Annotated in this window: 26 protein-coding genes and 3 pseudogenes; 5 read left to right on the forward strand and 24 right to left on the reverse strand. The window is 51.1% G+C overall.

The annotated features are described in order from the left end of the window. Nucleotide 1: 1 nt before the first annotated feature. From FLZ89_RS01625 to FLZ89_RS01685, 12 genes are all read right to left on the reverse strand, one after another. On the reverse strand, nucleotides 2-6,037 hold the full coding sequence (locus tag FLZ89_RS01625) for an IPT/TIG domain-containing protein (RefSeq protein WP_141304189.1): 6,036 nt from the start codon (nucleotides 6,035-6,037) through the stop codon (nucleotides 2-4). Between the two features lie 54 nt (nucleotides 6,038-6,091). Next, entirely contained in the window at nucleotides 6,092-6,970 is an 879-nt protein-coding gene (gene flgL, locus FLZ89_RS01630; protein ID WP_141265596.1) for a flagellar hook-associated protein FlgL, read from the reverse strand. 100 nt (nucleotides 6,971-7,070) lie between these two features. Next, nucleotides 7,071-8,339 carry a uridine kinase family protein gene (locus FLZ89_RS01635; RefSeq protein ID WP_253256376.1) on the reverse strand — a complete coding sequence of 423 codons (1,269 nt, stop codon included), beginning with the start codon at nucleotides 8,337-8,339 and terminating at the stop codon, nucleotides 7,071-7,073. Next, nucleotides 8,329-9,381 carry a GNVR domain-containing protein gene (locus FLZ89_RS01640; RefSeq protein WP_141265594.1) on the reverse strand — a complete coding sequence of 351 codons (1,053 nt, stop codon included), beginning with the start codon at nucleotides 9,379-9,381 and terminating at the stop codon, nucleotides 8,329-8,331. Before FLZ89_RS01640 ends, FLZ89_RS01635 begins: the two co-directional genes overlap by 11 nt. 127 nt (nucleotides 9,382-9,508) lie before the next feature. Beyond that, the gene (locus FLZ89_RS01645; protein WP_172613390.1) at nucleotides 9,509-10,756 is read right to left on the reverse strand and encodes an SEC-C domain-containing protein; all 1,248 of its coding nucleotides are present in this window, start codon (nucleotides 10,754-10,756) and stop codon (nucleotides 9,509-9,511) included. A 91-nt stretch (nucleotides 10,757-10,847) separates the two neighbouring features. Further along, a complete protein-coding gene (locus FLZ89_RS01650; RefSeq protein ID WP_141265592.1) occupies nucleotides 10,848-11,291 on the reverse strand; it encodes a type II toxin-antitoxin system VapC family toxin in 444 nt (147 codons plus the stop codon). Continuing rightward, nucleotides 11,288-11,524 carry a FitA-like ribbon-helix-helix domain-containing protein gene (locus FLZ89_RS01655; RefSeq protein WP_141265591.1) on the reverse strand — a complete coding sequence of 79 codons (237 nt, stop codon included), beginning with the start codon at nucleotides 11,522-11,524 and terminating at the stop codon, nucleotides 11,288-11,290. Before FLZ89_RS01655 ends, FLZ89_RS01650 begins: the two co-directional genes overlap by 4 nt. Nucleotides 11,525-11,650: 126 nt before the next feature. Further along, nucleotides 11,651-12,028, reverse strand: coding sequence for a hypothetical protein (locus tag FLZ89_RS01660; RefSeq protein WP_141265590.1), 378 nt, complete (start codon nucleotides 12,026-12,028; stop codon nucleotides 11,651-11,653). Between the two features lie 174 nt (nucleotides 12,029-12,202). After that, nucleotides 12,203-12,400 (reverse strand): hypothetical protein, encoded by a 198-nt coding sequence (locus tag FLZ89_RS01665; RefSeq protein WP_141304191.1) that lies wholly within the window; start codon nucleotides 12,398-12,400, stop codon nucleotides 12,203-12,205. Beyond that, a complete protein-coding gene (locus FLZ89_RS01670) occupies nucleotides 12,390-12,788 on the reverse strand; it encodes a type II toxin-antitoxin system VapC family toxin (RefSeq protein WP_141265589.1) in 399 nt (132 codons plus the stop codon). Before FLZ89_RS01670 ends, FLZ89_RS01665 begins: the two co-directional genes overlap by 11 nt. Continuing rightward, on the reverse strand, nucleotides 12,776-13,048 hold the full coding sequence (locus FLZ89_RS01675) for an AbrB/MazE/SpoVT family DNA-binding domain-containing protein (RefSeq protein ID WP_141265588.1): 273 nt from the start codon (nucleotides 13,046-13,048) through the stop codon (nucleotides 12,776-12,778). The genes FLZ89_RS01670 and FLZ89_RS01675 overlap by 13 nt, the downstream gene beginning before the upstream one ends. Nucleotides 13,049-13,357: 309 nt before the next feature. Beyond that, nucleotides 13,358-13,546: a hypothetical protein gene (locus FLZ89_RS01685; protein WP_141265587.1), complete on the reverse strand. Its 189-nt coding sequence runs from the start codon at nucleotides 13,544-13,546 to the stop codon at nucleotides 13,358-13,360. A 131-nt stretch (nucleotides 13,547-13,677) separates the two neighbouring features. Between FLZ89_RS01685 and FLZ89_RS01690 the strand changes: the two genes are divergently transcribed. Genes FLZ89_RS01690 through FLZ89_RS16260 form a run of 4 tightly spaced genes read left to right on the forward strand, consistent with a single transcriptional unit; the run spans nucleotide 13,678 to nucleotide 14,507 of the window. Next, nucleotides 13,678-13,950: a YlcI/YnfO family protein gene (locus FLZ89_RS01690; protein WP_141265586.1), complete on the forward strand. Its 273-nt coding sequence runs from the start codon at nucleotides 13,678-13,680 to the stop codon at nucleotides 13,948-13,950. Beyond that, a complete protein-coding gene (locus tag FLZ89_RS15830; protein ID WP_216363809.1) occupies nucleotides 13,938-14,162 on the forward strand; it encodes a PIN domain-containing protein in 225 nt (74 codons plus the stop codon). Before FLZ89_RS01690 ends, FLZ89_RS15830 begins: the two co-directional genes overlap by 13 nt. 46 nt (nucleotides 14,163-14,208) lie before the next feature. Then, nucleotides 14,209-14,349, forward strand: coding sequence for a type II toxin-antitoxin system VapC family toxin (locus FLZ89_RS15835; RefSeq protein ID WP_146127160.1), 141 nt, complete (start codon nucleotides 14,209-14,211; stop codon nucleotides 14,347-14,349). A 35-nt stretch (nucleotides 14,350-14,384) separates the two neighbouring features. Then, entirely contained in the window at nucleotides 14,385-14,507 is a 123-nt protein-coding gene (locus FLZ89_RS16260) for a hypothetical protein (RefSeq protein WP_256369482.1), read from the forward strand. A gap of 128 nt (nucleotides 14,508-14,635) precedes the next feature. Here FLZ89_RS16260 and FLZ89_RS01700 read toward each other — a convergent pair whose 3' ends face one another. From FLZ89_RS01700 to FLZ89_RS01710, 3 genes are read right to left on the reverse strand one after another with little or no spacing between them, the layout of a single operon-like run. After that, nucleotides 14,636-15,025 carry a putative toxin-antitoxin system toxin component, PIN family gene (locus FLZ89_RS01700; RefSeq protein WP_216363920.1) on the reverse strand — a complete coding sequence of 130 codons (390 nt, stop codon included), beginning with the start codon at nucleotides 15,023-15,025 and terminating at the stop codon, nucleotides 14,636-14,638. A gap of 28 nt (nucleotides 15,026-15,053) precedes the next feature. Then, nucleotides 15,054-15,401, reverse strand: a complete 348-nt coding sequence (locus FLZ89_RS01705; RefSeq protein ID WP_253256377.1) for a type II toxin-antitoxin system Phd/YefM family antitoxin — start codon at nucleotides 15,399-15,401, stop codon at nucleotides 15,054-15,056. Continuing rightward, nucleotides 15,376-15,597, reverse strand: a complete 222-nt coding sequence (locus tag FLZ89_RS01710; RefSeq protein WP_172613391.1) for a hypothetical protein — start codon at nucleotides 15,595-15,597, stop codon at nucleotides 15,376-15,378. Before FLZ89_RS01710 ends, FLZ89_RS01705 begins: the two co-directional genes overlap by 26 nt. 144 nt (nucleotides 15,598-15,741) lie before the next feature. On the opposite strand from FLZ89_RS01710, the gene FLZ89_RS01715 reads away from it, so the two are divergent. Next, nucleotides 15,742-16,698, forward strand: a complete 957-nt coding sequence (locus FLZ89_RS01715) for a DUF4351 domain-containing protein (RefSeq protein ID WP_141265584.1) — start codon at nucleotides 15,742-15,744, stop codon at nucleotides 16,696-16,698. A gap of 133 nt (nucleotides 16,699-16,831) precedes the next feature. On the opposite strand, the gene FLZ89_RS01720 is transcribed toward FLZ89_RS01715, so the two are convergent. The 9 genes and pseudogenes from FLZ89_RS01720 to FLZ89_RS01755 form a co-directional block, all read right to left on the reverse strand. Continuing rightward, nucleotides 16,832-17,458 (reverse strand): hypothetical protein, encoded by a 627-nt coding sequence (locus FLZ89_RS01720; protein WP_141304193.1) that lies wholly within the window; start codon nucleotides 17,456-17,458, stop codon nucleotides 16,832-16,834. A gap of 256 nt (nucleotides 17,459-17,714) precedes the next feature. Further along, nucleotides 17,715-18,059, reverse strand: coding sequence for a hypothetical protein (locus FLZ89_RS01725; RefSeq protein ID WP_141265581.1), 345 nt, complete (start codon nucleotides 18,057-18,059; stop codon nucleotides 17,715-17,717). Between the two features lie 371 nt (nucleotides 18,060-18,430). Then, nucleotides 18,431-18,532, reverse strand: a pseudogene (locus FLZ89_RS16465) (NAD-dependent epimerase/dehydratase family protein); the annotation flags it as partial. Between the two features lie 82 nt (nucleotides 18,533-18,614). Further along, nucleotides 18,615-18,965, reverse strand: a pseudogene (locus FLZ89_RS16025) (YdcF family protein); the annotation flags it as partial. 22 nt (nucleotides 18,966-18,987) lie between these two features. Beyond that, nucleotides 18,988-19,509 (reverse strand): annotated as a pseudogene (locus FLZ89_RS01735) (polysaccharide biosynthesis protein); the annotation flags it as partial. A 166-nt stretch (nucleotides 19,510-19,675) separates the two neighbouring features. Beyond that, nucleotides 19,676-20,107, reverse strand: coding sequence for a protein-export chaperone SecB (locus tag FLZ89_RS01740; RefSeq protein WP_141265578.1), 432 nt, complete (start codon nucleotides 20,105-20,107; stop codon nucleotides 19,676-19,678). Then, a complete protein-coding gene (locus FLZ89_RS01745; RefSeq protein ID WP_106005760.1) occupies nucleotides 20,104-20,337 on the reverse strand; it encodes a hypothetical protein in 234 nt (77 codons plus the stop codon). The genes FLZ89_RS01740 and FLZ89_RS01745 overlap by 4 nt, the downstream gene beginning before the upstream one ends. Then, entirely contained in the window at nucleotides 20,327-20,842 is a 516-nt protein-coding gene (locus tag FLZ89_RS01750) for a hypothetical protein (RefSeq protein WP_062283222.1), read from the reverse strand. The genes FLZ89_RS01745 and FLZ89_RS01750 overlap by 11 nt, the downstream gene beginning before the upstream one ends. A 185-nt stretch (nucleotides 20,843-21,027) precedes the next feature. Continuing rightward, the gene (locus tag FLZ89_RS01755; protein WP_141265577.1) at nucleotides 21,028-21,276 is read right to left on the reverse strand and encodes a hypothetical protein; all 249 of its coding nucleotides are present in this window, start codon (nucleotides 21,274-21,276) and stop codon (nucleotides 21,028-21,030) included. Between the last annotated feature and the right edge of the window lie 26 nt (nucleotides 21,277-21,302).

Raw genomic sequence — 21,302 nt, forward strand, 5'->3', positions numbered from 1 at the left:
TTTACTCCCCCAAATCAACCAGGGCATATTTCCCCGGTAAATGCAGCCGGGCAACGCGCGGCGCATACAAAGTGCTCACGGGCTGCCAGTTGACGTTATAGGGAGTACAGAAATACATGACGGGTTTGCCGGCTGCCGCCGGCAGTAACGTAAAGGAGAGAAGGGTTCCCGCCGGGAAATAAAGCAGAGGATAAAGGTGGCGCCCGACCCGCCCCTGGAGCTTGATGCTCCAGACGCGGGACACAACCCGCGCTCCCGGCGGCAATCCTTTCAGGAGGGCTTCGGCTTCTCCCTGACCCTTGTCCTCCAGGATAATTTCCACCCAAGCATCCTGTTCATCGGAGCCTGCCAGGGTGCTCCGGTAGACCTCAGTGAGGGCCGTACCCGGCAAAGCCATGCTAATCTCCCCGGTGTTAATGCTCAAACTGCCCCTGGCCTCCCCGGCCACCGCGGCAGCTACCCTGACGATGTACAGCCGGCTGTTCCTTGACCCGTCAGCAGCCAGGTCCAGCCGGTAGTCCCGGGATAAAAGCCCCTCCCGGTTTAAAGTGGCTTCCACGGTGCCCCGGCCGGTAATAATTTTTACGCTGTCTACCTCTCCGGGGTACGATTGTTCGCCATCATTTTCTTCGTCGGCATCATCTTCTTCCTCAGCCTCGGCGTACTCTTCTTCGGTAAAATCCGAATAGCCGAGCTCATTGACCGCCCTCACCCGGAAGAAATAGCCGGCTTCCTCCGGCAGGGCCTCGCTATAAAAGGTCGTCTCCCTGGTGCGGGTTAAAAATTCATAGGGGCCGCCTGGTGTCTTGCTGGCCCAGATCTCATAGTAGTCGGCAAATTCCACCTCGCTCCAGGTCAGTTTTATGGTCTTCCCGCCGTCAACCTCCCTGGCCCTGAACCCCGAGGGCGCGTCCGGCACCCCCCTGGGTTTGAGGTAGCGAAAGCCCTGCTCCAGGGCACCCCAGCCCCCGTCGGAATTAACCACCCGCACCTCCTGCCACCCGGCGTTTCCAGGAGGGGTGGTGGCTTTAATCAGGGTATCGCTCACCCATTCAACAACCAGGGCCGCAGTACCGCCGATGAGGACGGTGGCCCCCCGGGCGAACTTGCTCCCGCTGATGCTAATGACCGTCCCGCCGGTGGCCGGCCCTTCGCTGGGGGTAATGGAGTCAATAACCGGGGCTTCCACGTGATAATAGGTAAAGCCTTTCGGCAGGGTATAGGTGCCTGCATCGGGATTGACAACCGTCACGTCGGCCGGTCCTTCGGTCCCGGGCGGGGTCACCGCCGTGATGGTTTTGTAGTCCACCAGGCGTACTTCCTGGGCCGGCGCCCCGCCGATATAAAGCTTTAATCCCTCGCGGAAATCCAGGCCGGTAACGGTGATGGCCGTGCCGCCCATCTGAGGCCCCCGGTTGGGCTCCACCTTTTTAATCACCGGCTGGCTTTCCGGCACTTTGTAGGTATAAGCCGCCGCCAGGGTAGCAGTACCGCCGTCATAATTGGTTACGGTAACATCTTTGGGTCCTTCGCTGTGAGGCGGCGTTTTCACCCGCAGGGTCTGCCCGTCAACAAGCTTTACCTCCAGGGCCGGCTGGCCGCCGATGAAAACTTCCGGGTCCTCGCGGAAGTCCTCGCCGGTAATAGTGACCCAGTTGCCGCCCAGGGTGCTGCCGCTGGCAGGTTCAATGCCGGTAATGACCGGCCGGCTGTCTGGAACTACATAAGTAAAGGCTTCCGGCAGCACTACCTCGGCGCCGTCGCCGTTTACGACCCTGACATCTACTGAACCCAGCCGCCCCTGGGCCGCCGGCGGCAGGGTCGCCGCAATCATGCTGCCGCCTTCGCTTACCACGGCATCTGCCGCCGCTACCGTGCCAAAATAGACCTGCACCGGCGCTATAAAATCGGCGCCGCGGATGACTACTCTAATGCCGCCTTCCCTCGGGCCGCGCTCCGGCACCACGGCATCGATCCGGGGTACCGAACTCTGGTAGGTAAAGGCCTGACGCAGGGTATATGAACCGGCATCGGGATTGACCACCGTAACGTCCACAGTCCCGGCGGCGGAAGGCGGGGTGACGGCCGTAATGGTCTGGTAATCAACCCGCATAACGCTGGCAGCTTCAACGCCGCCAAAGAAGACTCTGACCCCGTTACGAAAATCCTCGCCCCTGATGGTCACCGCCGTGCCGCCCAGGACGCTGCCGGCCTGGGGTTCTACGCTTTTTATCACCGGCTCACTGCCCGGTACAAGGTACTCAAAAGCCCTGTAAGCCACGGCCACGCCGCCGTCCTTGTTGACCACCGTCACGTCCACGGCGCCGGGATCATGGGCCGGTGTCACCACCTCGATGGTGCCGGCGGTAATCTTTTTGACAGTAGCGACGGCACCCCCAAAATATACCTGCAGGCCCTCCCGGAAATCGCTGCCGCTGATGGTCACCGGGGTGCCTCCCTTAGTCGTCCCTGCTGCCGGGCTGACGCCGGTTATGACCGGCTGGCTATCGGGGAGTTTGTAGGTAAACCCGCCCCGCAGGGTAGCGCTACCCCCGTCGGGATTGACAATAGTTACGTCTACTGGCCCGACAAGGTAGTTATCCCCTGCTTTCGGTCCTTCAGGGGTGTGGACATAAATGGCCTTGCCGCCGGAAGCCACCAGGGGACTAATAATTTGTGTCCCCATCTCTTTTGGTACTATCTGCCCTTCGTTATTTACATAAAGGAAGGCTTCGTTAGTCCCGACAAACACCCGCACTCCCGGCCAGAAATATTCCCCGCTGATGGTCAAAAGGGTCCCGCCCTGGGCCGGCCCCTGGGATGGAAAAACTCCGGTAATCCTGGGTGAGGTCAGGGGCTGGCGGTATTCGTAGGCATCTTCTTTGATAAAAATACCTGTATCGTAAACATTGACTACCGTGACATCGTATAAGCCCGGGGCGTTGGCCGGGGCGATGACCCGGACCTGATTGGGAGTCACCTCCAGGACCCGGGCTTCTTCCCAGCCGAAATAGACTTTTACATCCGGCTGGAAACCGCTGCCTGTAAGCAGGACTTCGTTGCCGCCCTGGGCAGGACCAAAATTGGGCGTAACCTGGTCCACCCGGGGGGAGGTTAAGGGCTGGAAGTAAGTGAAGATATCCCCGGCTATAAAGCTCCCGCCGTCGCTGCTCAAACTGGCATCGCTGTTAACTACTGCTATGTCTACCTTTAAGCCGTCTTGCGGATCGACGCCCTCCGGCCATGCCGGGAGGCGGACCTTTGCCGTTTGTTGGTCGATAACCTGGACGTCCGCCTCCGGCACCTGGCGGAAAACATCACCGTTTACCGTACCGTAAACCACTTCGGTGATGCTGCCGAAATACACCTGCATGCCGGGATAAAAATCGGCGCCGTGCAGGGTGACAATGGTGCCGCCGGCGACACTGCCGCGGCCGGGTGAGACGCCGTCCAGCACCGGATGGCTGATATATGTAAATCCTTCAGGCAGGGTAGCCTCCCCGCCGTCGGGGTTGGTGACAACAACATCTTGTTTCCCGGGCAGGCCTGGTGGCGCCAGAGCGCGAATTTCCATAGGACTGACTACCTCTACCCCGGTTGCCGCCTGCCCGCCGATAGTAACGGTAGCCTTCGCCTGGAATCTATCGCCATAGATGGTGATGGGCGTTCCCCCGGTGGTCGGCCCCAGGGATGGATTTATTCCTGCTATCACCGGCGTACTGGGCGACACATAATAAGTAAAGGATTGGGGCAGGGTGGCGCTGCCAAAACGGTTGCGCACCACCACGTCCTTGGTGCCGGCGGTGGCAATGGGCGTCTCTGCCGTGATGGTAGAGCCGTCCTGGCTGACGTTGATATTGGTAGCAGGTAAAAAGCCTTCTTCCTGGGTACCTATTTCTACCACTATGTTAATATTGCCCAGCTCGTCCTTATCCTGATTGAAGTTGGCGCCGGTAATAGTAATCAAAGTCGGTCTGTCTACCGGCCCCCTGTCGGGGGTAACGCTGACAATCGTCATGGCGTTAGCGACGTAGGTAAAGCCGTTGAGTAAAACCGCTGTGGCTAAATCCGGGTTGATTACGGTAACATTTCTGATGCCCGTTGCCGGTGATGCCGGTGTGACAGCGGTAATCCGGGTATTATCGATCACCTGGACATTGGTGGCCGGCAGATTGCCGATATAAACCTGGACCGTTTCCCCTGCCTGCGGCGCCCGGAAATCACTGCCGTAAATGGTAATCAAGGTGCCGCCCGACAGGGGGCCCCCGGCAGGTTCTACTTTAGTAATACGCGGGTGGCTTTCCGGCACCTTATAGGTAAAGCCGCCGGGCAAAACAGCCTTTTCTGTTATTAAATTGGCGTCCTGCCAGCGTTTGATTATTAAAATAACGTCCTGGGTACCATAGCCTGGAGGAGTAACGGCTTGATACGCTTTGTTTTCCGGGTCCCAGGTCAGACTTTTTACCGCGTTGCCGCCAATAGTGAGCTCAATGCTTTCGACGGCAGGATCGGCGGGATCGATAAAGTTGGCTCCGTTAACGATAACCGGTGTATTACCTTCCATGGAACCCTGGTTCGGCGTTATGCTGGTTATCAGCAGCACCCGTTCCGGCGCCAGGTAGGTAAACCCGTCGGGCTGGGTGAACTTTCCTCCATCAGGGTTCTCTACCGTAACATCTACGGGCCCGGTTACCGGGCTGGGAGGGGCAATAACCAGAAGTTCGGTAGTACTTTTTACCGTCACCTGTTCCGCATAGATATTGCCGAACTTAACCTTCAGGGGGACGTCAACGCCGGCGCGAAAGTCGCTGCCGGTAATGGTAACCGCCGTACCCCCGTCTTTACTGCCCGCGCTGGGAGTGATGCCGGTAATAACCGGGCTGCTCGTTTCCGTCACATAGGTAAAACCCTGGAATACCCTGTAAGCCTTATCTATATCCGCCGTGTCATATACCACTACATCCACCGCACCCGGGGCGCCGGCGGGGGTGGTCACTTTAATATATCCATCAGCCACCTCGGTTACCGTGGCCTCTATGCCTCCGAAGGTAACGCCGACCTGCCCTGCCGGCGGGAAATTGCTGCCGGTAATGGTTACTTCCGTCCCCCCCAGGGGGCTGCCGTAGTTTGGTGTAATTGCGTCAACAACCGGGGTGATGATAAATTCGAATTTTGTATCGCCGGTAACGGCACTTGTCTGGCCGTCGGGATTGGTAACAGTGACATCCTGGATGCCCACCGAACCGCGAGGCGTCACCACCACCAGCTCTGTAATGCCGTTGGCCTGTTTAACAACAGCCGGTGTGCCGCCAAAACGGACAACACCTGCCGGGCTTAATTCCTGGCCCCGGATAATTACCTCCGTACCGCCCATCCAGGTGCCCCTGCCGGGAGAAACACTGGTGACGGCCGGCTGGCTCAAGCGGTAGGCGAAGGTTTTCTCGTCGGTTTCCGGTAAAATCCCGGTACCGCCGTCAGGATTGACCACTTTAACTGCTACTTTCCCCACCGTTCCCGGCGGCGTCAGGGCGGTGATGGTTGTGCCGTCGGAAGAAACAGTCACTTCCGTTGCCTGGTTGTTACCAATGTAAAGGGCCAGGTTATTTTGAAAACCGCTGCCCTTGACGGTAACTGCCTGGCCGCCGACGGTACTGCCTGTGCGGCCTTCCGCTGTTGTTACTTCGGTTATAACCGGGTCGTAGCGAAAACCTGCCACTTTTATATTTTCCTGGCCGTCAGGATTGACTACCTTGACATCTACCGGGCCGGAGGTTGGACTGGAAGGGGTCTTAACATCGAGTTTGCTTGAGCTGCGAAAAATTACTTCCGCAGCCGGGTTGGAGCCGAAATAAACATAAGCGCCAACGGCAAAATCGGATCCGCTGACGCTAATCCAGGTGCCGCCAGTAATAGGTCCGTTGGCCGGGGAAATAGCGGTTATCTGTGGTGCTGCGGCAGCCATGGCCCTCCCGCAGGAAAAAAATATTGCTACCGCTGCCAGCAGCAATATAAGACCGGTCCTTCGTCTATAATTCAACGCCGGTTCTCCTTCCCGTTTTACGCGACTAAAAGCAAGGGCTAAAGGCAGGTTTTACCGCAGGTAATCAATCAAGCTTGGCTGCAGGACCATGGCGCCTGTGGCCAGGGAAGCCAGGTAGACGTTTTCCTGGTTTTTATAATTCATAACGGTTTCGGCCAGGTCGATATCTGCCAGCTTGGACATGGTTTTGGTAAGGTTGATCTGGGTATCATCCAGGCGCGCAGTGGCCATCTCCAGGCGGTTGCTTTTGGCACCCAGGACGGCGCGGATGTCCAGGATGTGGTCGATGGCCCTGTCGAAGCGGTCGAGGGTATCGGAGACGGCATTATTATCGTTAGCCTTCAGGTAATCGCGTAAATCTGCCAGCAACTGGAAGACATCGTTGCCGTTTTGCTTGAAGACTGCCGCACCGTTTTCATTTACCGTCAACACCACCTGGGGGGCAACTTCCCACTCAAGGGCGTCAGTATTCCCCTTATAACTGCCCGCGCTATCAAAGGGTGCCTCCGTTGTCACGCTACCGCCGAAAAGGAAACGACCACCGTAGGAAGTGTTGGCTATCTGCACCATCTCACCGATGAGCTGATCTACTTCTTCTGCCAGGGCTTTCATGGATTCTTCCGGCATGGTCCCGTTGGCACCATAGACGGCCAGCTCACGGGCGCGCTGAAGGGTCGAAGTGGCCATGTCCAGAGCCCTTTCCGAGGCATCAAGCCACCCCCTGGCGTCTTCCATATTCTTTTTATACTGCTCATTGGCGGCGATAGCGGTTTTAAAGGCCAGTACCCGGGCGACGACGATGGGGTCATCGGAGGGGCGGTTAACCCTCTTACCGGAAGCCATCTGTTCCTGGGTGCGGGACATGATCTCCAGGTTGCGGTTGATGTTGCGGATGACGTTCTGCCCGAGCATGCGGTTGGTGATGCGCACCTAATTCACCCCATAAAATATCCTCATCCCAATATATCGGCACCAAGGGGGTGAACTTTACCGGCCGTGCAATGAACCGTTACGCACAAAGCCCCTTACGTTACTCAAAACAGCTTCCACCGATAAACTCCCTTATAATTGAGTTGTTAGGTATCGCATTTTCTTCGGCTTCCAGGAAATAACTTAAAAAAGTCAATAACCTTTTAGCCTCCAGATAGGCCGGGCTGCTCACGGGTATCTCCCTCAGGAGAGGTGCAGCATATTTCTTTAAAATACACATTTCATATACCAGGGCAGAATTAAACATAATGTCGGCTTCTTCCTGGTAAGGAAAAATATTTTTCTCTTCCCCTGCCCTGACCTGCGGCCAGGTAAGGATGGTTGTTGCGGCATCACGGCCCCGGTACAGGTAATCCCTAACAATTCTCCTCATCAGCCTGCTGTCAGTAGTGGGTATGCGGTTATGGTTATCTATATTTAACTGGGTCAGGGCGCTGATATAGATTTTATATTTGTTTTCGCGCGGCACGGATGAAGTCAAAATTTCATTTAGCCCGTGAATGCCTTCAATCACAAGTACGGCATCCTTTTCCATTTTATATTTCCTGCCGATCCATTCCCTCAATCCCGTGCGAAAATTAAACCGCGGTATTTCTACTTCTTCGCCATTTAAAAGGGCCGCAAGGTGCTGGTTAAAGAGCTCCAGGTGCAGCGCCCTGATAGACTCAAAATCGTAATTCCCGCTTTCATCTTTTGGCGTATGTTCCCTGTCGACAAAGTAATCGTCCAAAGACAGCGGGTAAGGTTTTAATCCTAAAACTCTTAGCTGTATTGACAACCTCCTGGCAAAAGTAGTCTTACCTGAAGAAGACGGGCCGGCAATAAGCACAATTTTTATTTTATCTTTGCCCGCGTATATCATGTCGGCGATATTGGCAATCTTTTTTTCATGCAGGCCTTCATTTACCAGGATTATTTCATTGATTTCTCCCGACACAACTTTATCGTTCAACGCTCCAACATCGCCAACGTCTAGGATGTTAGCCCATTCCTCGGCCTCTTTAAAAATCCTGGCGAGCTTGGGGAGGTCATGAAAGGGTGGTATGTGAAAAGGGTCTCCGGCCTGGGGATACATCAAAATAAAGCCGGGGTCATAATAAAGCAGGTCGAATACTTTTAAATAACCCATGGACGGCACCATAGGCCCGTAAAAATAATCATATAAATCGCCGCATCGATAAAGATTGATGCGGGGAAGATTTATATACTTTAATAACCTGAGCTTATCGGTCATGCCCTGCAAAGTAAATATCCTTACACTAAAGCAATTCTCAGTATCTACCATCACACGGGCGGCTTTATTCAACAATTTCCCCTTTCCTGTAGACCGGTGCATTCCACGCTTCCAAGAAAAAGGCGGTAAAAACTCCTACCATAAGGCCCAATACTACGGCTATTGCTGTATTCAACAATTTTCTCGGCTTTACAGGACTTGTGGGTGCGACCGCGGGAGCAATTAAACGTGTTTGGACGCTGGTATCCAAAGAACCGGCTACACGTGCATCTTCACTGCGAACCATTAGGGAACGATAATTTTCCTGCAAGTTTTTGATTTGAACCTGGTACTTATCATCTATCAATTGTTTTTCGGCCAATTCGCCATGCAGTTCTTGTAACTCCTTTTCCGTTTTTCTGATTTGTTCCTGCAGCGAAGCAATTTTTTCCTGTAATTGGGCTACCTGCATCCTATATGTATTGGCCTGCGTCGCCAAAGAGAGATAAATTGGATTGGGTTCTTCATCTTCCAGCTTAAGACCGGCTACTTCTTGAGACGGACGGCCGGTTTTACTTTCAGTTATATTCAACAGTAACGGATCATCACCTACCACCTTTACGGTCTTCAAAGTGGTAGGCGTTTCTGCCAACTCCTTTTCTGCAGCTTCCAGGGCACGGCGTGTGCCTTCCAGCTCCACCTGGGTTTTGCTCAGATTTGTTTTGAAATCTGTCAACAACTGGACTTTTGCTTCCAGCTCGGCATTTAACTGTTTTACGCTACGCGGCTGGGCCAGAAACTGCCTGTATTCCTCCATGACTTGATTTAGCTTTTCTTCTTCTTTATTTTGCTGGGCTTCAATGGTGGAACTCACCTGGTTTAGCCTCTGAGCTTGCATATTTTGCTTCCCAGGTATAGGCAATTCTTCTAATTCATGTTTTAAAGTTGCTAGAATAGATCCCTGTACAGGCATATTGGTATTATACCCTACATCATAATCAGAGTAAGGATCGGCAGCGCCACTTACTTGAGAGCCAAAAAGAAAAACGTCCGCGTCGATGTTTTTAAAAGCTTCCAGCACCAGCCGACGGATAGCCTCTTTTTCATGGAAGATGGTAATTCCGTCGGGTTCAGCCACCCGGTACCCCAGCTTTTTCCACTGGCGCCACTCAGCCCGGCGTTCCTGGGCTGTTTTTCCTTGCAACTGGATAAAAGGCTTGAGACTCACCCGCTTGTCCTCACCCCTGTACAAGGGTCCTGCCTGATTATAAATAAGTCCTAAACTGGGCCAACACGTAATCCGCTTCCTTTTCTAATCCCCTCGCTTTTAGGGCTTCCGCGTAGCGGATAACCTTTTCTTCCTGGTACAAATCTTCAATACTGGTAAATACCCCGCCTGTATCCGGAGCTGTTTCAAGGGGATTCTTGAGGAAATTATACACGCACAGATGATAAAGTTTTTCGATTAATTCCGGATTATTTATGACCACGCCAACCTGCGAAGCAAAGATGAATTTTTCTAGAGATTCCGCTAGGGCTTCATCTTTTAAACTCGCCCTGTTTTCTTCTAATACCTGGTAAATAGCGGGCAAAAAGTGTTCGGCCTCATTCTCTTCCCACAGGCACTCTGCTATCCAATCGTTTTCAAACAGGCCAGGAATCTTTTTTAGAGTATAGACACCGCGGGCCAGAGCATAAAAAGGAACGTTTAACTTTATCTCTTTTTTTATAATGGCCTCCATGGCCGTTATGGAACCCCTGAGGAGTTTGGTGTAAAAATAATCGCCAAAGGCTATATGATCTTCTAAAATCTCCATCAGTTTCTTTATAAACTCCGGATCTTCTTCGCTGGTAGAATCCTGCAGGGCCTTTATTTTCTCCATAGTTGCATCAAATTCTTCCATAGTGACGCTCATGATAGCCTCGATAAATCCCTCACGGGTATCTTTGTTAATAATCATGCCTAAACCGGAAAGGAGGGTTTTCATTTCCTCGTCCGTATAACTGTCGTAGTGCAGCGAATAGGCTATGTCGATGATGCAACCGCTTATAAAATCATCGTCATTAACCATTTCCGCTACGACTTGCGCCAAACACTCCTTTAGTTCTTCCTCCGATTCCTGATGGGCTTCGATTTCAAGGAGGATGTCGGGAGGGATGCGCGTCATGCGTAACCGCGGCTTTTCCTGCAGCAGGCGTATATAATTATTTCTGATGTTTTCCAGAAAATCTCCAAAAGCTTTTTCCGAAGCATTATCCTCTTCTTCCCAGGCTTCTTTCAGAAGCCGTCCCACTCGTGAGAGTTCAAGGGGTTTTATATCTTCACCCCATTTTAAGCCGCAGATAAATCCAACAGTAGCCAAAACCTCTTGGCCGTGAGCAGTAAGGCCCTGACCTACTTCGCGGCCGACAGCCCGCGTGGCTTCCTCTACAGCCGGAAGGCAGCATTTCTTGTACTTGCGCCCGCTGCCGCAGGGGCAAAAATCATTTCTTTCAACCTGATAAATCTGCATTCCAATACCCCTTTTCCTACAACGTCTTTTCAAGCCGCTGCTGGTGCAAACTGCTATGATCACCCAGGAAATTATAACTGATATTATCGCTCTATAATAGTCCATTATCCTGCAAAAGCCGGACATACGGCCCCAGGGAAATGGGTAACAAAGCGTTGGCCAGCTTTTTATCTACCGTAATAAACACCGCATTTTTGGCCACGGCCAGGGCGATGTAGAGGCTGTCGTATAAAGAACGCCTGTAGCCATTAGCGATCTCAAAAGCGGCAGGAAGAAGAGGCTGGATCTCAGCGACCCTTGCAGGGAATTTTTGAGTTATCGCCGCCAATATCCTGCGTGCGTCTTCCGTGTCGATCTCGCCGCGCGTGCACTTTTTCCAGAGGACATTCCCTATTTCCGCAAAAATCAATTCCGGCGCCCACAAACGGCATTCGCCTTTACCCGCTCTCTCCAAAAGCTCAACAGCCGCCTCCCAGTGAGGTTCCGGGATATACCACTTTACGGCGACGCTGGCGTCTACGACAAAGATTTTCACCTTTCCCTGTCCTCTCTGATCAGCTCAACGCTGTCGCTGTAACTTTTTCCTCCCGCCAAAAGCTTTTTCCTTATATCGGCCGCCATTTTCACCCCATCCAAATCATTTTCACCTGCAGCCTCTTCCAGAATTTTATGCAGTTCCACCTGCAAAGACCTGCCTTTTGCCGCTGCTCGCTGCTTCAAAGTTGCCAAAACCTCTTTGGAAACATTACGGATAAGGACGTCAGGCAAAGCCAACACCCCTCTGCTATCATTCTGATAGCATCATTATAACATTAAGCAATGTAATAGTCTAACATAAGCTTTTATGTCAACAACTGGACTTTTGCTTCCAGCTCGGCATTTAACTGTTTTACGCTACGCGGCTGGGCCAGAAACTGCCTGTATTCCTCCATGACTTAATTTAATTTGCTTGCTCGATAATGATAACGTATAGTTAACCACCTGTCTGATACCGTTAATCCACGTTGTAAATCCGCGGTAGATATGAAATTGCTCAGCACACTCCCACGTCTGGGCATCACCGACTACGGCCAGAAAACGGCCTTTGTGATCCTGGCCCTCCGGGCTACGCGTAAGAACAAGCCGCGTAAAGCCAAACTTTTCTTCCTCGGTGAGGCGCACCGGCTGCGGTTTAAAGGCCTGGATCACTTGTTTGGCTGCGTCATAAAAACGCTCCCATTCCACCGCCCCGATTGCATCTGGCAAAACCCTCAGCCCCAGATAGATGCCCATCAGTACCCCCCTCGGGAATATCAAAAAACGGGTGCCACACTGGCTAAAAGCGGTCGTACAAAGATAGCTACTACAAACTGATCCTACGTTTTTACAGCTTGTTTGCTCCATGAAAGGTGCCGGTTATATCCAACTCAAGGCAATAAATATAACAAGGTATCAGGGCTCAATCCTCTAAATTTCCGGAAACTTATCAAAATGACGATCGTAAGAATATATCTCCATCCGGTTTCCAGCTTCCATTCCGTCGGCAATAAAGGCATCCGTCCAATCAACGTTCTTTCTACATACCACTCCAACGCTTTCCTGGTCACCGACTTGCTGGAAAGCCGCATACTTACATATGAGTTCTGGCTCTTCCTCAAACGTCAAGACACTGCCAGCCAAACTGGGTAAAATGGTTATCAAAGGCCAGAGCTACATTCAGCTTTAGTCGTTCCATAACAGCAAAGGTAGTAGCATCGGTATAAGAAAAAGACTTATCTTTATATGCAATTATGATTTCCCTGGCTCGCTTCTCATCTTCTTCTTTAACACGTTCAATTTTCCAAACCAAATTTTTTACCCATTCACGGGCCAGTTCATGACCTATACGGCTCAAAATTAAAGCATGGGTTTCAGCCAAAATAAAGTTTGTTAATATTAAATCAACATCCTTTTCGCTTAATTTCTTAAAGAGATTCTTAGCCTTCTCATGCAAATCGTCCGAACGGTCAATAAGGGCATAAACAGCACTGGTATCTACCATTATTTTTTCCATCTTTCTACTTCACCTTCAGCCAGGTAATGATCATGTTTGGCAGCGACATCTTTAAGGCCACTGTTACCGGCACCAACTAATTTCCATATAGGGTCTTCTTTACTCAAGGGCTTCACTGGCTGGACTTTTTTCAAACGTATCTCATCTTCATCAACCACGATGGTCAAATAATCGCCTGCCTTCAGGCCCAAAGTTTCTCTGATACTTTGGGGAATAGTCATCTGCCCTTTACTAGTTAAGCGCACTAAGGGGTTGGACATGAAGCATCCTTCTCCTTACTTCCAGAAAGATTTTCTTACCAGAAGTATACCATTACTAGCACTATAATTACAAGCAAAATCCAAGTTTACTGTGGAGGGCATCTCCAAAAAATACTACAGGGCCTAGCAGGCCGGGAGCGACAGGCTTCACACGGTCGCTTTCTACATGATCCTAATCTTAGGACTATCCTCTTACACGCTGGTCTCTTACTCGCTGGTCACCGCCTGGGTGAAATAGTCGCGGGCCTAGCCGGGACGCTATTCCTCTTCCGCTCCCACTGCCAGGCGGAGTAGATGATGCCCTCCAGGTCATCGTGGACCGGCACCCAGCCGAGGCGCACGCGGATTTTCCTTCTTCGCCCGGAAGCCCGACAGCGCCAGGAACAAAAGCTCTTCCACCCTGGCCTGCGCCTGGAACTGCCGCCAGACGGCTCCCCTTCCCTTTCCCGGTCTTTTTCCTTCAGGTAACCAACATAAACGGATAAGGATGACGGGCAAAACCAGCACCCCCTGTGCTATCATTTTGCTAGCATTATTATATGGTAATCCTTAAGCCAGACAGGCTAAATTACATGTTGTCTCTATTTCTATAATCTGTTATATTGTATAATAACAGGAGGTGTTATAAAATGCCCGAAACAAAAATGATCCATATAAGGTTTCCCGCAACAGTGATAGATAAAATGACGGTCTATCTTAAAGAGCGCGGCCTAAACCGCAACAGCTTTATCGTCGAAGCTGTAACCGAAAAACTGCGTCGGGAAATGCAAGTTAAAGCCTTCAGAGAAACCCGGGGCGCTTTGGCGCATGAGGATGCTCCCGAATGGACGAAAACTGGAGGAACAAAATGGGTTCAAGGCTTGCGCGGTAAAGATAAGGAGACGTCTCTATGGAATATTTGATAGACACCTGTGTTTTAATCGATCATCTTACCGGCAGACTTGCCGCGAAAGTCAGTAACTGGTTGGAAAAAATAATTTTATCAGGCGCAGCGGTTAGCAGTGTGATAGTCTATCATGAGCTTTTAACAGGAGCACGAACGCCTAAAGCCCAAAAAATCGTGAAAACTCTTCTTGAAAATTGGGAACTTCCCCGTCGACAGTACAATTGCTGAATTCGCAGCAACGCTAAGGCGGGAATGGGCCGCAGAAGGAAAAACAATGAGTATGGCTGATAGTCTTATCGCGGCCACTGCAGCAATAAAAGGTGTGAAGGTAATCACATCAAACCTTAAAGATTTCCCTCCCTCTTTAACCTTAAGCCTTGAAAAAGCGATACAAATCTCTGCTCCAGAAATATAGTCCAGTTTTACCGCTTCCGCTCCCACTGCCAGGCGATGGACGTTGTTGACCGGACAAATGGGCCAAGCGAAGTGGGCAGCAGGGCGTTGACCAACCTTTCGTCAGCGGAAATGGCCGTTCTGGGGGCAGAAATCCGCGCTAAATACCGGGTGCGTTAGCGGCCATCAAGTCATCGTCATTGTACACATTATTCTCAAGAGGCATCAGTAGATGCTTATCTTCCATATGGGCCAATTCTTCTGCGGTTAGGCCGGTAGCAGCGAGAAATTCCTCCGCTCTTTCCCCTTTATGTTGCCAACTCTTCAAAAGAAAATGTTTCTATAAACTGCTTCGGGGTGATTATGGGGATCCCTTCATATTCCCCCAGGGCAAGCAGATGGCTGTCACCAGAGATGAGGCAGTTGGTTTTCCCCGACTTGGCGCACTCTAAAAAACGGTTATCACTTGGATCTGCGTTAATAGCGTTAACTTCTACATCAGGCAATACCAAAATTGTGTTATCAAGGTTAATAAAACCTTCTAATAATTGCTGCCTTTCTTCCACGGTGCCGGCCTTGGCAAACTTTGGTCTGAGAAAAACCCCCATATACTCCGTTATAACCGCGGGGCTGACTACAACTTCGATTTTCCCGTCTGCCCAAAGGTCGGCGGCCCTACCGGTGCCAACAGGCCTGATATAACTACATTCGTATCTAAAACTACTTTCATTTGCCCTCTCTGTACTCCTTAATTTCTTTTTCTATATCCGCCTGGGTAAGACCATTTGTAGCTGCTCTGGATCTAATCTTAGCCAGGGCTGTTTTTAAGGCCAACCTTTTGTTTTCTTCGGCGGTTTTTTGCAAGAGCCGGTATTTCTCGTAATCCAGGAGTACAGCTTTAGGTTCACTGTTGATTGTAATAACTACCGGGGAATCATTTTTTAGAGATTCAATGAAGGAAGTTAATTTCGGGCGGACTTCATTTATGCCGGCAATGCGTTCCATTTTAACACCCCCATTAATGGTTACATTAACATTTTCTTTAAGCTTAGTATATATTTTTAATCCGGTCAAGGCTGGAGGAAAAAACGAAGTAGGGTACGCCGCAGTGTAGAGCCGCCTGGAGGAGAGTCAAGCCGCCGACGTTATTCAATCCGTGCAGGGCGTGCAGAAAAGGACGATTATCTATCCAGCTCCAAGGAAGCAGGCCGTTAAAGCCTGGCGGCAGAGCCTGCTCGCCGATGCTAACCCCTGCCAGGTAACGTTTCATCGCTTTTTCTGCATGCCAAGCGCTGCGCCCATCTCCCAATGACCTAGGACACCGCATGCCCCAGCTCTCTCCCTGCCAGCTACAAAAAAGCGCTCTTGCCCCCGCGATAATCCACTGGTAAAATTAAATCAGGCGGTGGTTTGTTTGCAACAAAAAAGCGGTAACCAGTACGATACCATAATTAAAGACCTGTTTGCCGGCGGGACGGAGGAACTCATCAACTTCTTCAGCGACATCCCAGCAACGGTAGTCAGCGACTTGAAAATCGAGTTCCCCCAGGTGGAAACCAGGGTTTCCGACCTGGTGGTAAAGGCCAAAAGCGATCAGGGTGCTATGGTCATCCACCTGGAGTTCCAGAGCCGCAACGACGACGAGATGCCCTACCGCATGTTGCGCTACGCCCTGGAAATCCACAAAACCTACCGCCTGCCGGTCTACCAGATGGTTATCTACTTCGGCCAGTGGGAAATGAACATGGCCGGCCAACTGCACTACCGCCTGGGAAACGAAAACATGCTGGACTACCGTTACCGCCTGGTCGACCTGGGTAAAATAACCTATGAGGAGCTAAAAAACCACCCGCATCAGCAGCTGCGTTCCTTGCTGCCCCTGGCGGACAGGGAGAGGCGCAAGAAAGAGGGGGAGAAATTTCTCCGGCAGTGCGCAGAGGATATTTTAAACAGCGACCTGGACCGGGAGACCAAAAAGGCCGTGCTCCTGCGGGCAGAGATATTCGCCGGCCTGGTTTACGACCGGCAGGTGATCGAGCTTATTTTCCGGGAGGTGGAACAAGTGCTGAACATCGAAGAGTCCGCCGGTTACCAGAGGATATTTGAAAAGGGCCTGATAAAAGGCCGGCAGGAGGGTTGGCAAGAAGGCCGGCAAGAAGGCCGGCAAGAAGGTCGACAAGAGGGCCGGCAAGAGGGCCGGCAGGAGTCTCTGGTAGACGTAGCCATCAGACTCTTGAGCAAAAAGTTCCGCAGGCTTCCCAGGGAGTACGTGGCCAGGATCAAGGAGCAGGACGCGTACGTACTACAGCAGGTGATCGACAACATCTTCGACATCAACGACCTGTCCGAATTGGAAGACTACCTGCAGTAAAAGGTCCTTTATTCCACTGAAGTTATTGCAGGTTGCTTCCTCCCCAAAGATAGCAAAAAGAGTAAGCCAGAGACTTTAGAATCATATATCATAACATATAATCAACGTATAGTTAACCACCTGTCTGGTACCGTTAATCCACGTTGTAAATCCATGGTCGTCCACTCTTCCAGCACTGCTTGATCTCGCCCAGATTGGCAAAAAGATGGCATAACATTTCTCTCTCCGCTGCCGAACCCTGATAACCATGGAGAAGAAATGGCAAGAAGCCCAGGATGTCCGGATCAGTTTCAGAATCCAATGCCGCCCACGCTTCTTCGGGAAGCATAATGCCTGCTTTGGCCATCATGGCCAGCATCAGGCGCCTCAGGTGCGTCTCGTCCCAACTGAAACCCTTGCGAATCATCTCCTCCCTTAGTCCGCTGATTAGTTGCTCAGGGTAGGGTATCTCCACCTTTGCCTCTTCCAGGGGAAGTTCCTCCCCGGCATTCCTCCCTGTCTTACCTCCCCGTACCTGTCCAGGGATCATCCGCGCCGCTTCTTCGCGTTGTATTCGGAAAATGATCTCCTCAATGTCGATTACCGGGCGCCCGATGATACCGGCCACCTGGCGCGCGGCTTCTTCCGGCTGCACGTAAAAGTTAGTGCAATAGAAGTCCGGACGAAACTCGGCCGGGAGAAAACCGGCGGCTAGACCGCTTTCTTGAGCCCGTCCCTGGGGTGTAAAGGCCCCCAGGGCAACGACAAGCGCTAAGGCCAAGTTGTTACGGGTTTGTATGATTTCCTCCTTTCATTAGCAAGAGCACTATTCATGATGCCCCCCTACCAAGGCTATAATGGGATATTCGACAAATTATAGAAGGTTCCTTCGTGGCGGTTTCCATACGAATGGAAAATGTGGCTTGATATCCTGCTGGTAAAGGCAATGACAAGCGCTCCTGCACAAGGAAGGCTTTAGCCTGCAGTGGGGAGAAGCGGCAAGACATCTGGCCCTGCCGCTTCCACAGCTTAATCTTTTAGGATTGCTGCTGGCCCGGAGGTAAAAAGGGTGTGGCCGGGGCCTGGCCGTTATGGCTGAATAGGTACTTGATATACTGGGCCAGGTAGTAATTCATCCCCGTCAGCGGCCGGCCGCGCACGGCCGCGTTCCACATGGCCCTGGTCTCAGGGCTCTCTCCCTGCCAGCTGGTCACCGCCTGAGTGAAGTAGCTGCGGACCCTTTCCTGGTTTTCAGTATTGGGGTTCATGGGCACAAAATAGCGCCGGGCGTAATTGATCCCCTTCCATTTGGCAAAAACCAGGGCCTTCCCCAAGGCGCCGCTGGCATCCAGGGACATCAGGGGCGCCGTCACTTTGGCCATGATGCCCACCTCTTTCGCACCTCATTCTACCAGGGGCTAAAGGAAGTGGCTATTTTCGTAAGCTGCCGAGAATACAGCTACCGGTATACGTTACCATCAGGATGCAAAGGATTTCTTACCAGTTTAAATTCCCTCCCTGAAAAAAGTTTCCCGTAGCGCGAGAAAATATTAAACTTGGTACAGAAGTAAGGCAGCGGGATGCACGGCTGGCTGCCGGTACAACAGAACTTATTTCCGGCATTAAATTGCACTTAACCGCTCAGGACGAACATCACCGCACCATCGCCGTACCCACTCCGTTTAATGAACGTAGCAACCATAAAGCTATATTTAAGCACCTGCCCTATTTTTCCCAGCCGCCTTGCCCGGCAACCATATCCCGCCGCATCTGCTCCCCCATGATGGGCTTCCAGGGCCAGGACGTGGGCTGCCGCCAGGTCCTCGACGTGGATGTAGTCCCGCACCGCCGTGCCCAATATCCCCTGCTGGCGACGCCCCGGCGGCGTTGAAATAATGTACTGCTCCTGGAGCCATAAGGCTACAAAGGACGTTTTCATAGGTGCTGGCAGCCCGCTTTTCCAGGATGATATCCTTTTCCGGTACCCCCAGGAATTTTGCCTGTTCGGCCATGATGTCAGCCGCTGCTACGTTCCATTCTACGGTGCCGCCGGTCATCAGAAGCCTTGGAGCCAGGCCTTCCTGGTAGAGCTTTACGCCGGTCGCCACCCGCTCGCCCTGCTCACCCGAGAGGACAATAATCACATCTGCAGGCTGTAAATCTTTGTCTCCTACCATCAGCCAGCTGGCTACAAATGGTAACCAGAAACTTTTCGTTGTCAACAAAAATAAAGAGAGACCTGCGGTAATAATTAACAGTCCCAGGCCTTTATGTTTTAGTGCTTTCATATTGTGGTACACGGTACACAACCTAACCCACCTGCACCAGTTCCTGTCCCTTCTCTACCCGGAAGTCCGGCAGGACCAGGCGCAGCAGTTCTTCCACCCCGGCCATGTCGGCCCGCCAGCCGGGCTGGGAGACCAGCGCCAGGAAGTGCTCCAGCCTGGCGGCGTCGAATTCCTCCGGCCGGGCGATGAAAATCCGCTCGTGGGAAGTGGCGTTGACCCCCTCCCCGGCCGTCAGGAGCTCTTCATGGAGCTTCTCTCCCGGCCGGACGCCGGTAAAGACGATTTCAATGTCCTTCCCGGGTTCGTAGCCGGACAGGATAATCATGCTCCGTGCCAGGTCCACTATTTTCACCGGCTCCCCCATATCCAGGACAAAAATCTCCCCGCCCCGGACCAGGGCGCCGGCCTGGATGACCAGCTGCACCGCCTCGGGGATGGTCATAAAGTAGCGGGTCATCTCCGGGTGGGTCACCGTCACCGGGCCGCCGGCGGCAATCTGGCGCTGGAATAAAGGTACCACGCTGCCCCGGCTGCCTAGGACGTTGCGCTTTACGCCTCTCCCTCCGGCGATAGCATGCCCCACTCTTGCATTTGTAAATAAGCTCTCTCAATCTGCAGGATAGTAAATTTATTCCCTTTCGCCTGGCGAACTTCCATAACGACTTCTTGTTTCTAAGTGCTATTTTAATTCAGTGACCATTGCGCGATTATTATTGTTTTTGAAGCTCATTTAAACGATTGATGTTAACTAATGGAAGTATTACTGGTGGAACATTTGCAGCCATAGTAATACTCGAAACAACTGTTCTCAAGAAGGGAAAAAGAATAGCCGGCGCGTTAATTTCTGCATAACGATACAACTCATTCTTTTCAACAGTAGAGTTAGTTTTAAACCAGCCCCGTAAATTAACTTCTAAGTGAAATGGATTATCTTTTTCGGGGCTTTCTTCAAATATATTACAAAATAAATCAACGGTAATCTCATTATTTGTTTCATCAACAGTTGATTCAGTCCGTACTTTGAAGTCAAGCGGTATAGACTTATTCTTCTGTGATTTAAAGTTCTGATTCAACTTATAAGATAAATGTAAAACTTTATACCCCCGAAAAATCAAATTGCTCTCTATAGACTTGTCTATCATGCCGCCTCACCATTTGCAATAGCAATATAACCATTTGTTAAGTCGCTATATGGTTCCTCAAGAATACTATATTCAACGATTAACCTTTCTGGTTGCCATTCACTATCTGCTTCCTCCCCAATATCGGGACATTGCTCAATACCAGCCCTCTGTAAATCCCTTTCAAATTGTTCAATAGTTACCTGGGCAAGATATTGGTTTATCTGCTCAACTACCTCTTTAAAATCCACCGTTACTGCACCTCCATTGTTCAATAGATTTTATACACCGTTCTTCTTTTACGCATATTTGAATTTGTACCGGGGGAATATTAGTAATGTCGTACGGATAACTCCGGCCGGGCACAAGAAAAACAGCTCTAACCACTTCATAAGGAAATTGTTGGCAGATAAAATTTATAGCCACACCATTTAAAAGGCGTTTTCCTTTATACTTTGTCTGCTTCATTTTGCCCTGTAGTTGTTTTATTATCGACAAAAACATATCCCATTCCCGTTTTCGTGTTAAATCAAGAACCTCCTGGGCTTCAATAATAGTTTTTAAGATAGCCCATTCTTTATATTTCCTGGCGCGTACACACCAATCAATAGCCTGGTCAGGATCATCCTCAAAAAAGTATATACCCTTCCCCAACCATTCATCTTCTCTATTTGAAGGTAAAAATCTTTTATCCAATAATATCATATCAGCACTTGCTTTACTAGTACCATGAAAACCTATAAAAACCCTTACCATATTATGCCCCCGATATAGGTTAGATAACCTAATGGAAATAGGTTCTAGCTTAACCGTAGAAATCCTGCTATTTTGAGTTTATAAACTTCATAACCTGCCAGGCGGCAGGAAGGGAGCCTGACAATTAACACCCTACCCCACCTGCACCAGTTCCTGCCCTTTCTCTACCCGAAAGCCCGGCAGGATCAGGCGCAGCACCCGATGGAACCGCCGGCGCCGGTAACCAGGATCACTTCCCCCGCCAGGTAACCAGCCATGGCCGCCAGGTCCACTTGAACCGGCTCCCGGCCCAGGATATCTTCTAAAATGGTGCAAGTGAGAATGCTTGAAATCCTACTGGCCGGTAGTCTATTGGGCCAAAGAAATATTAATAGTTCTTCTCGATGCATAAAGGGCAAAACTGAACCACAGTTCCGAATGGAGATCTCCTGCAAACAACGGCAGTACCTGCTCCGCCCAC

The sequence above is a fragment of the Moorella sp. E306M genome, assembly GCF_006538385.1.
Lineage (GTDB): Bacteria > Bacillota > DSM-521 > Neomoorellales > Neomoorellaceae > Neomoorella.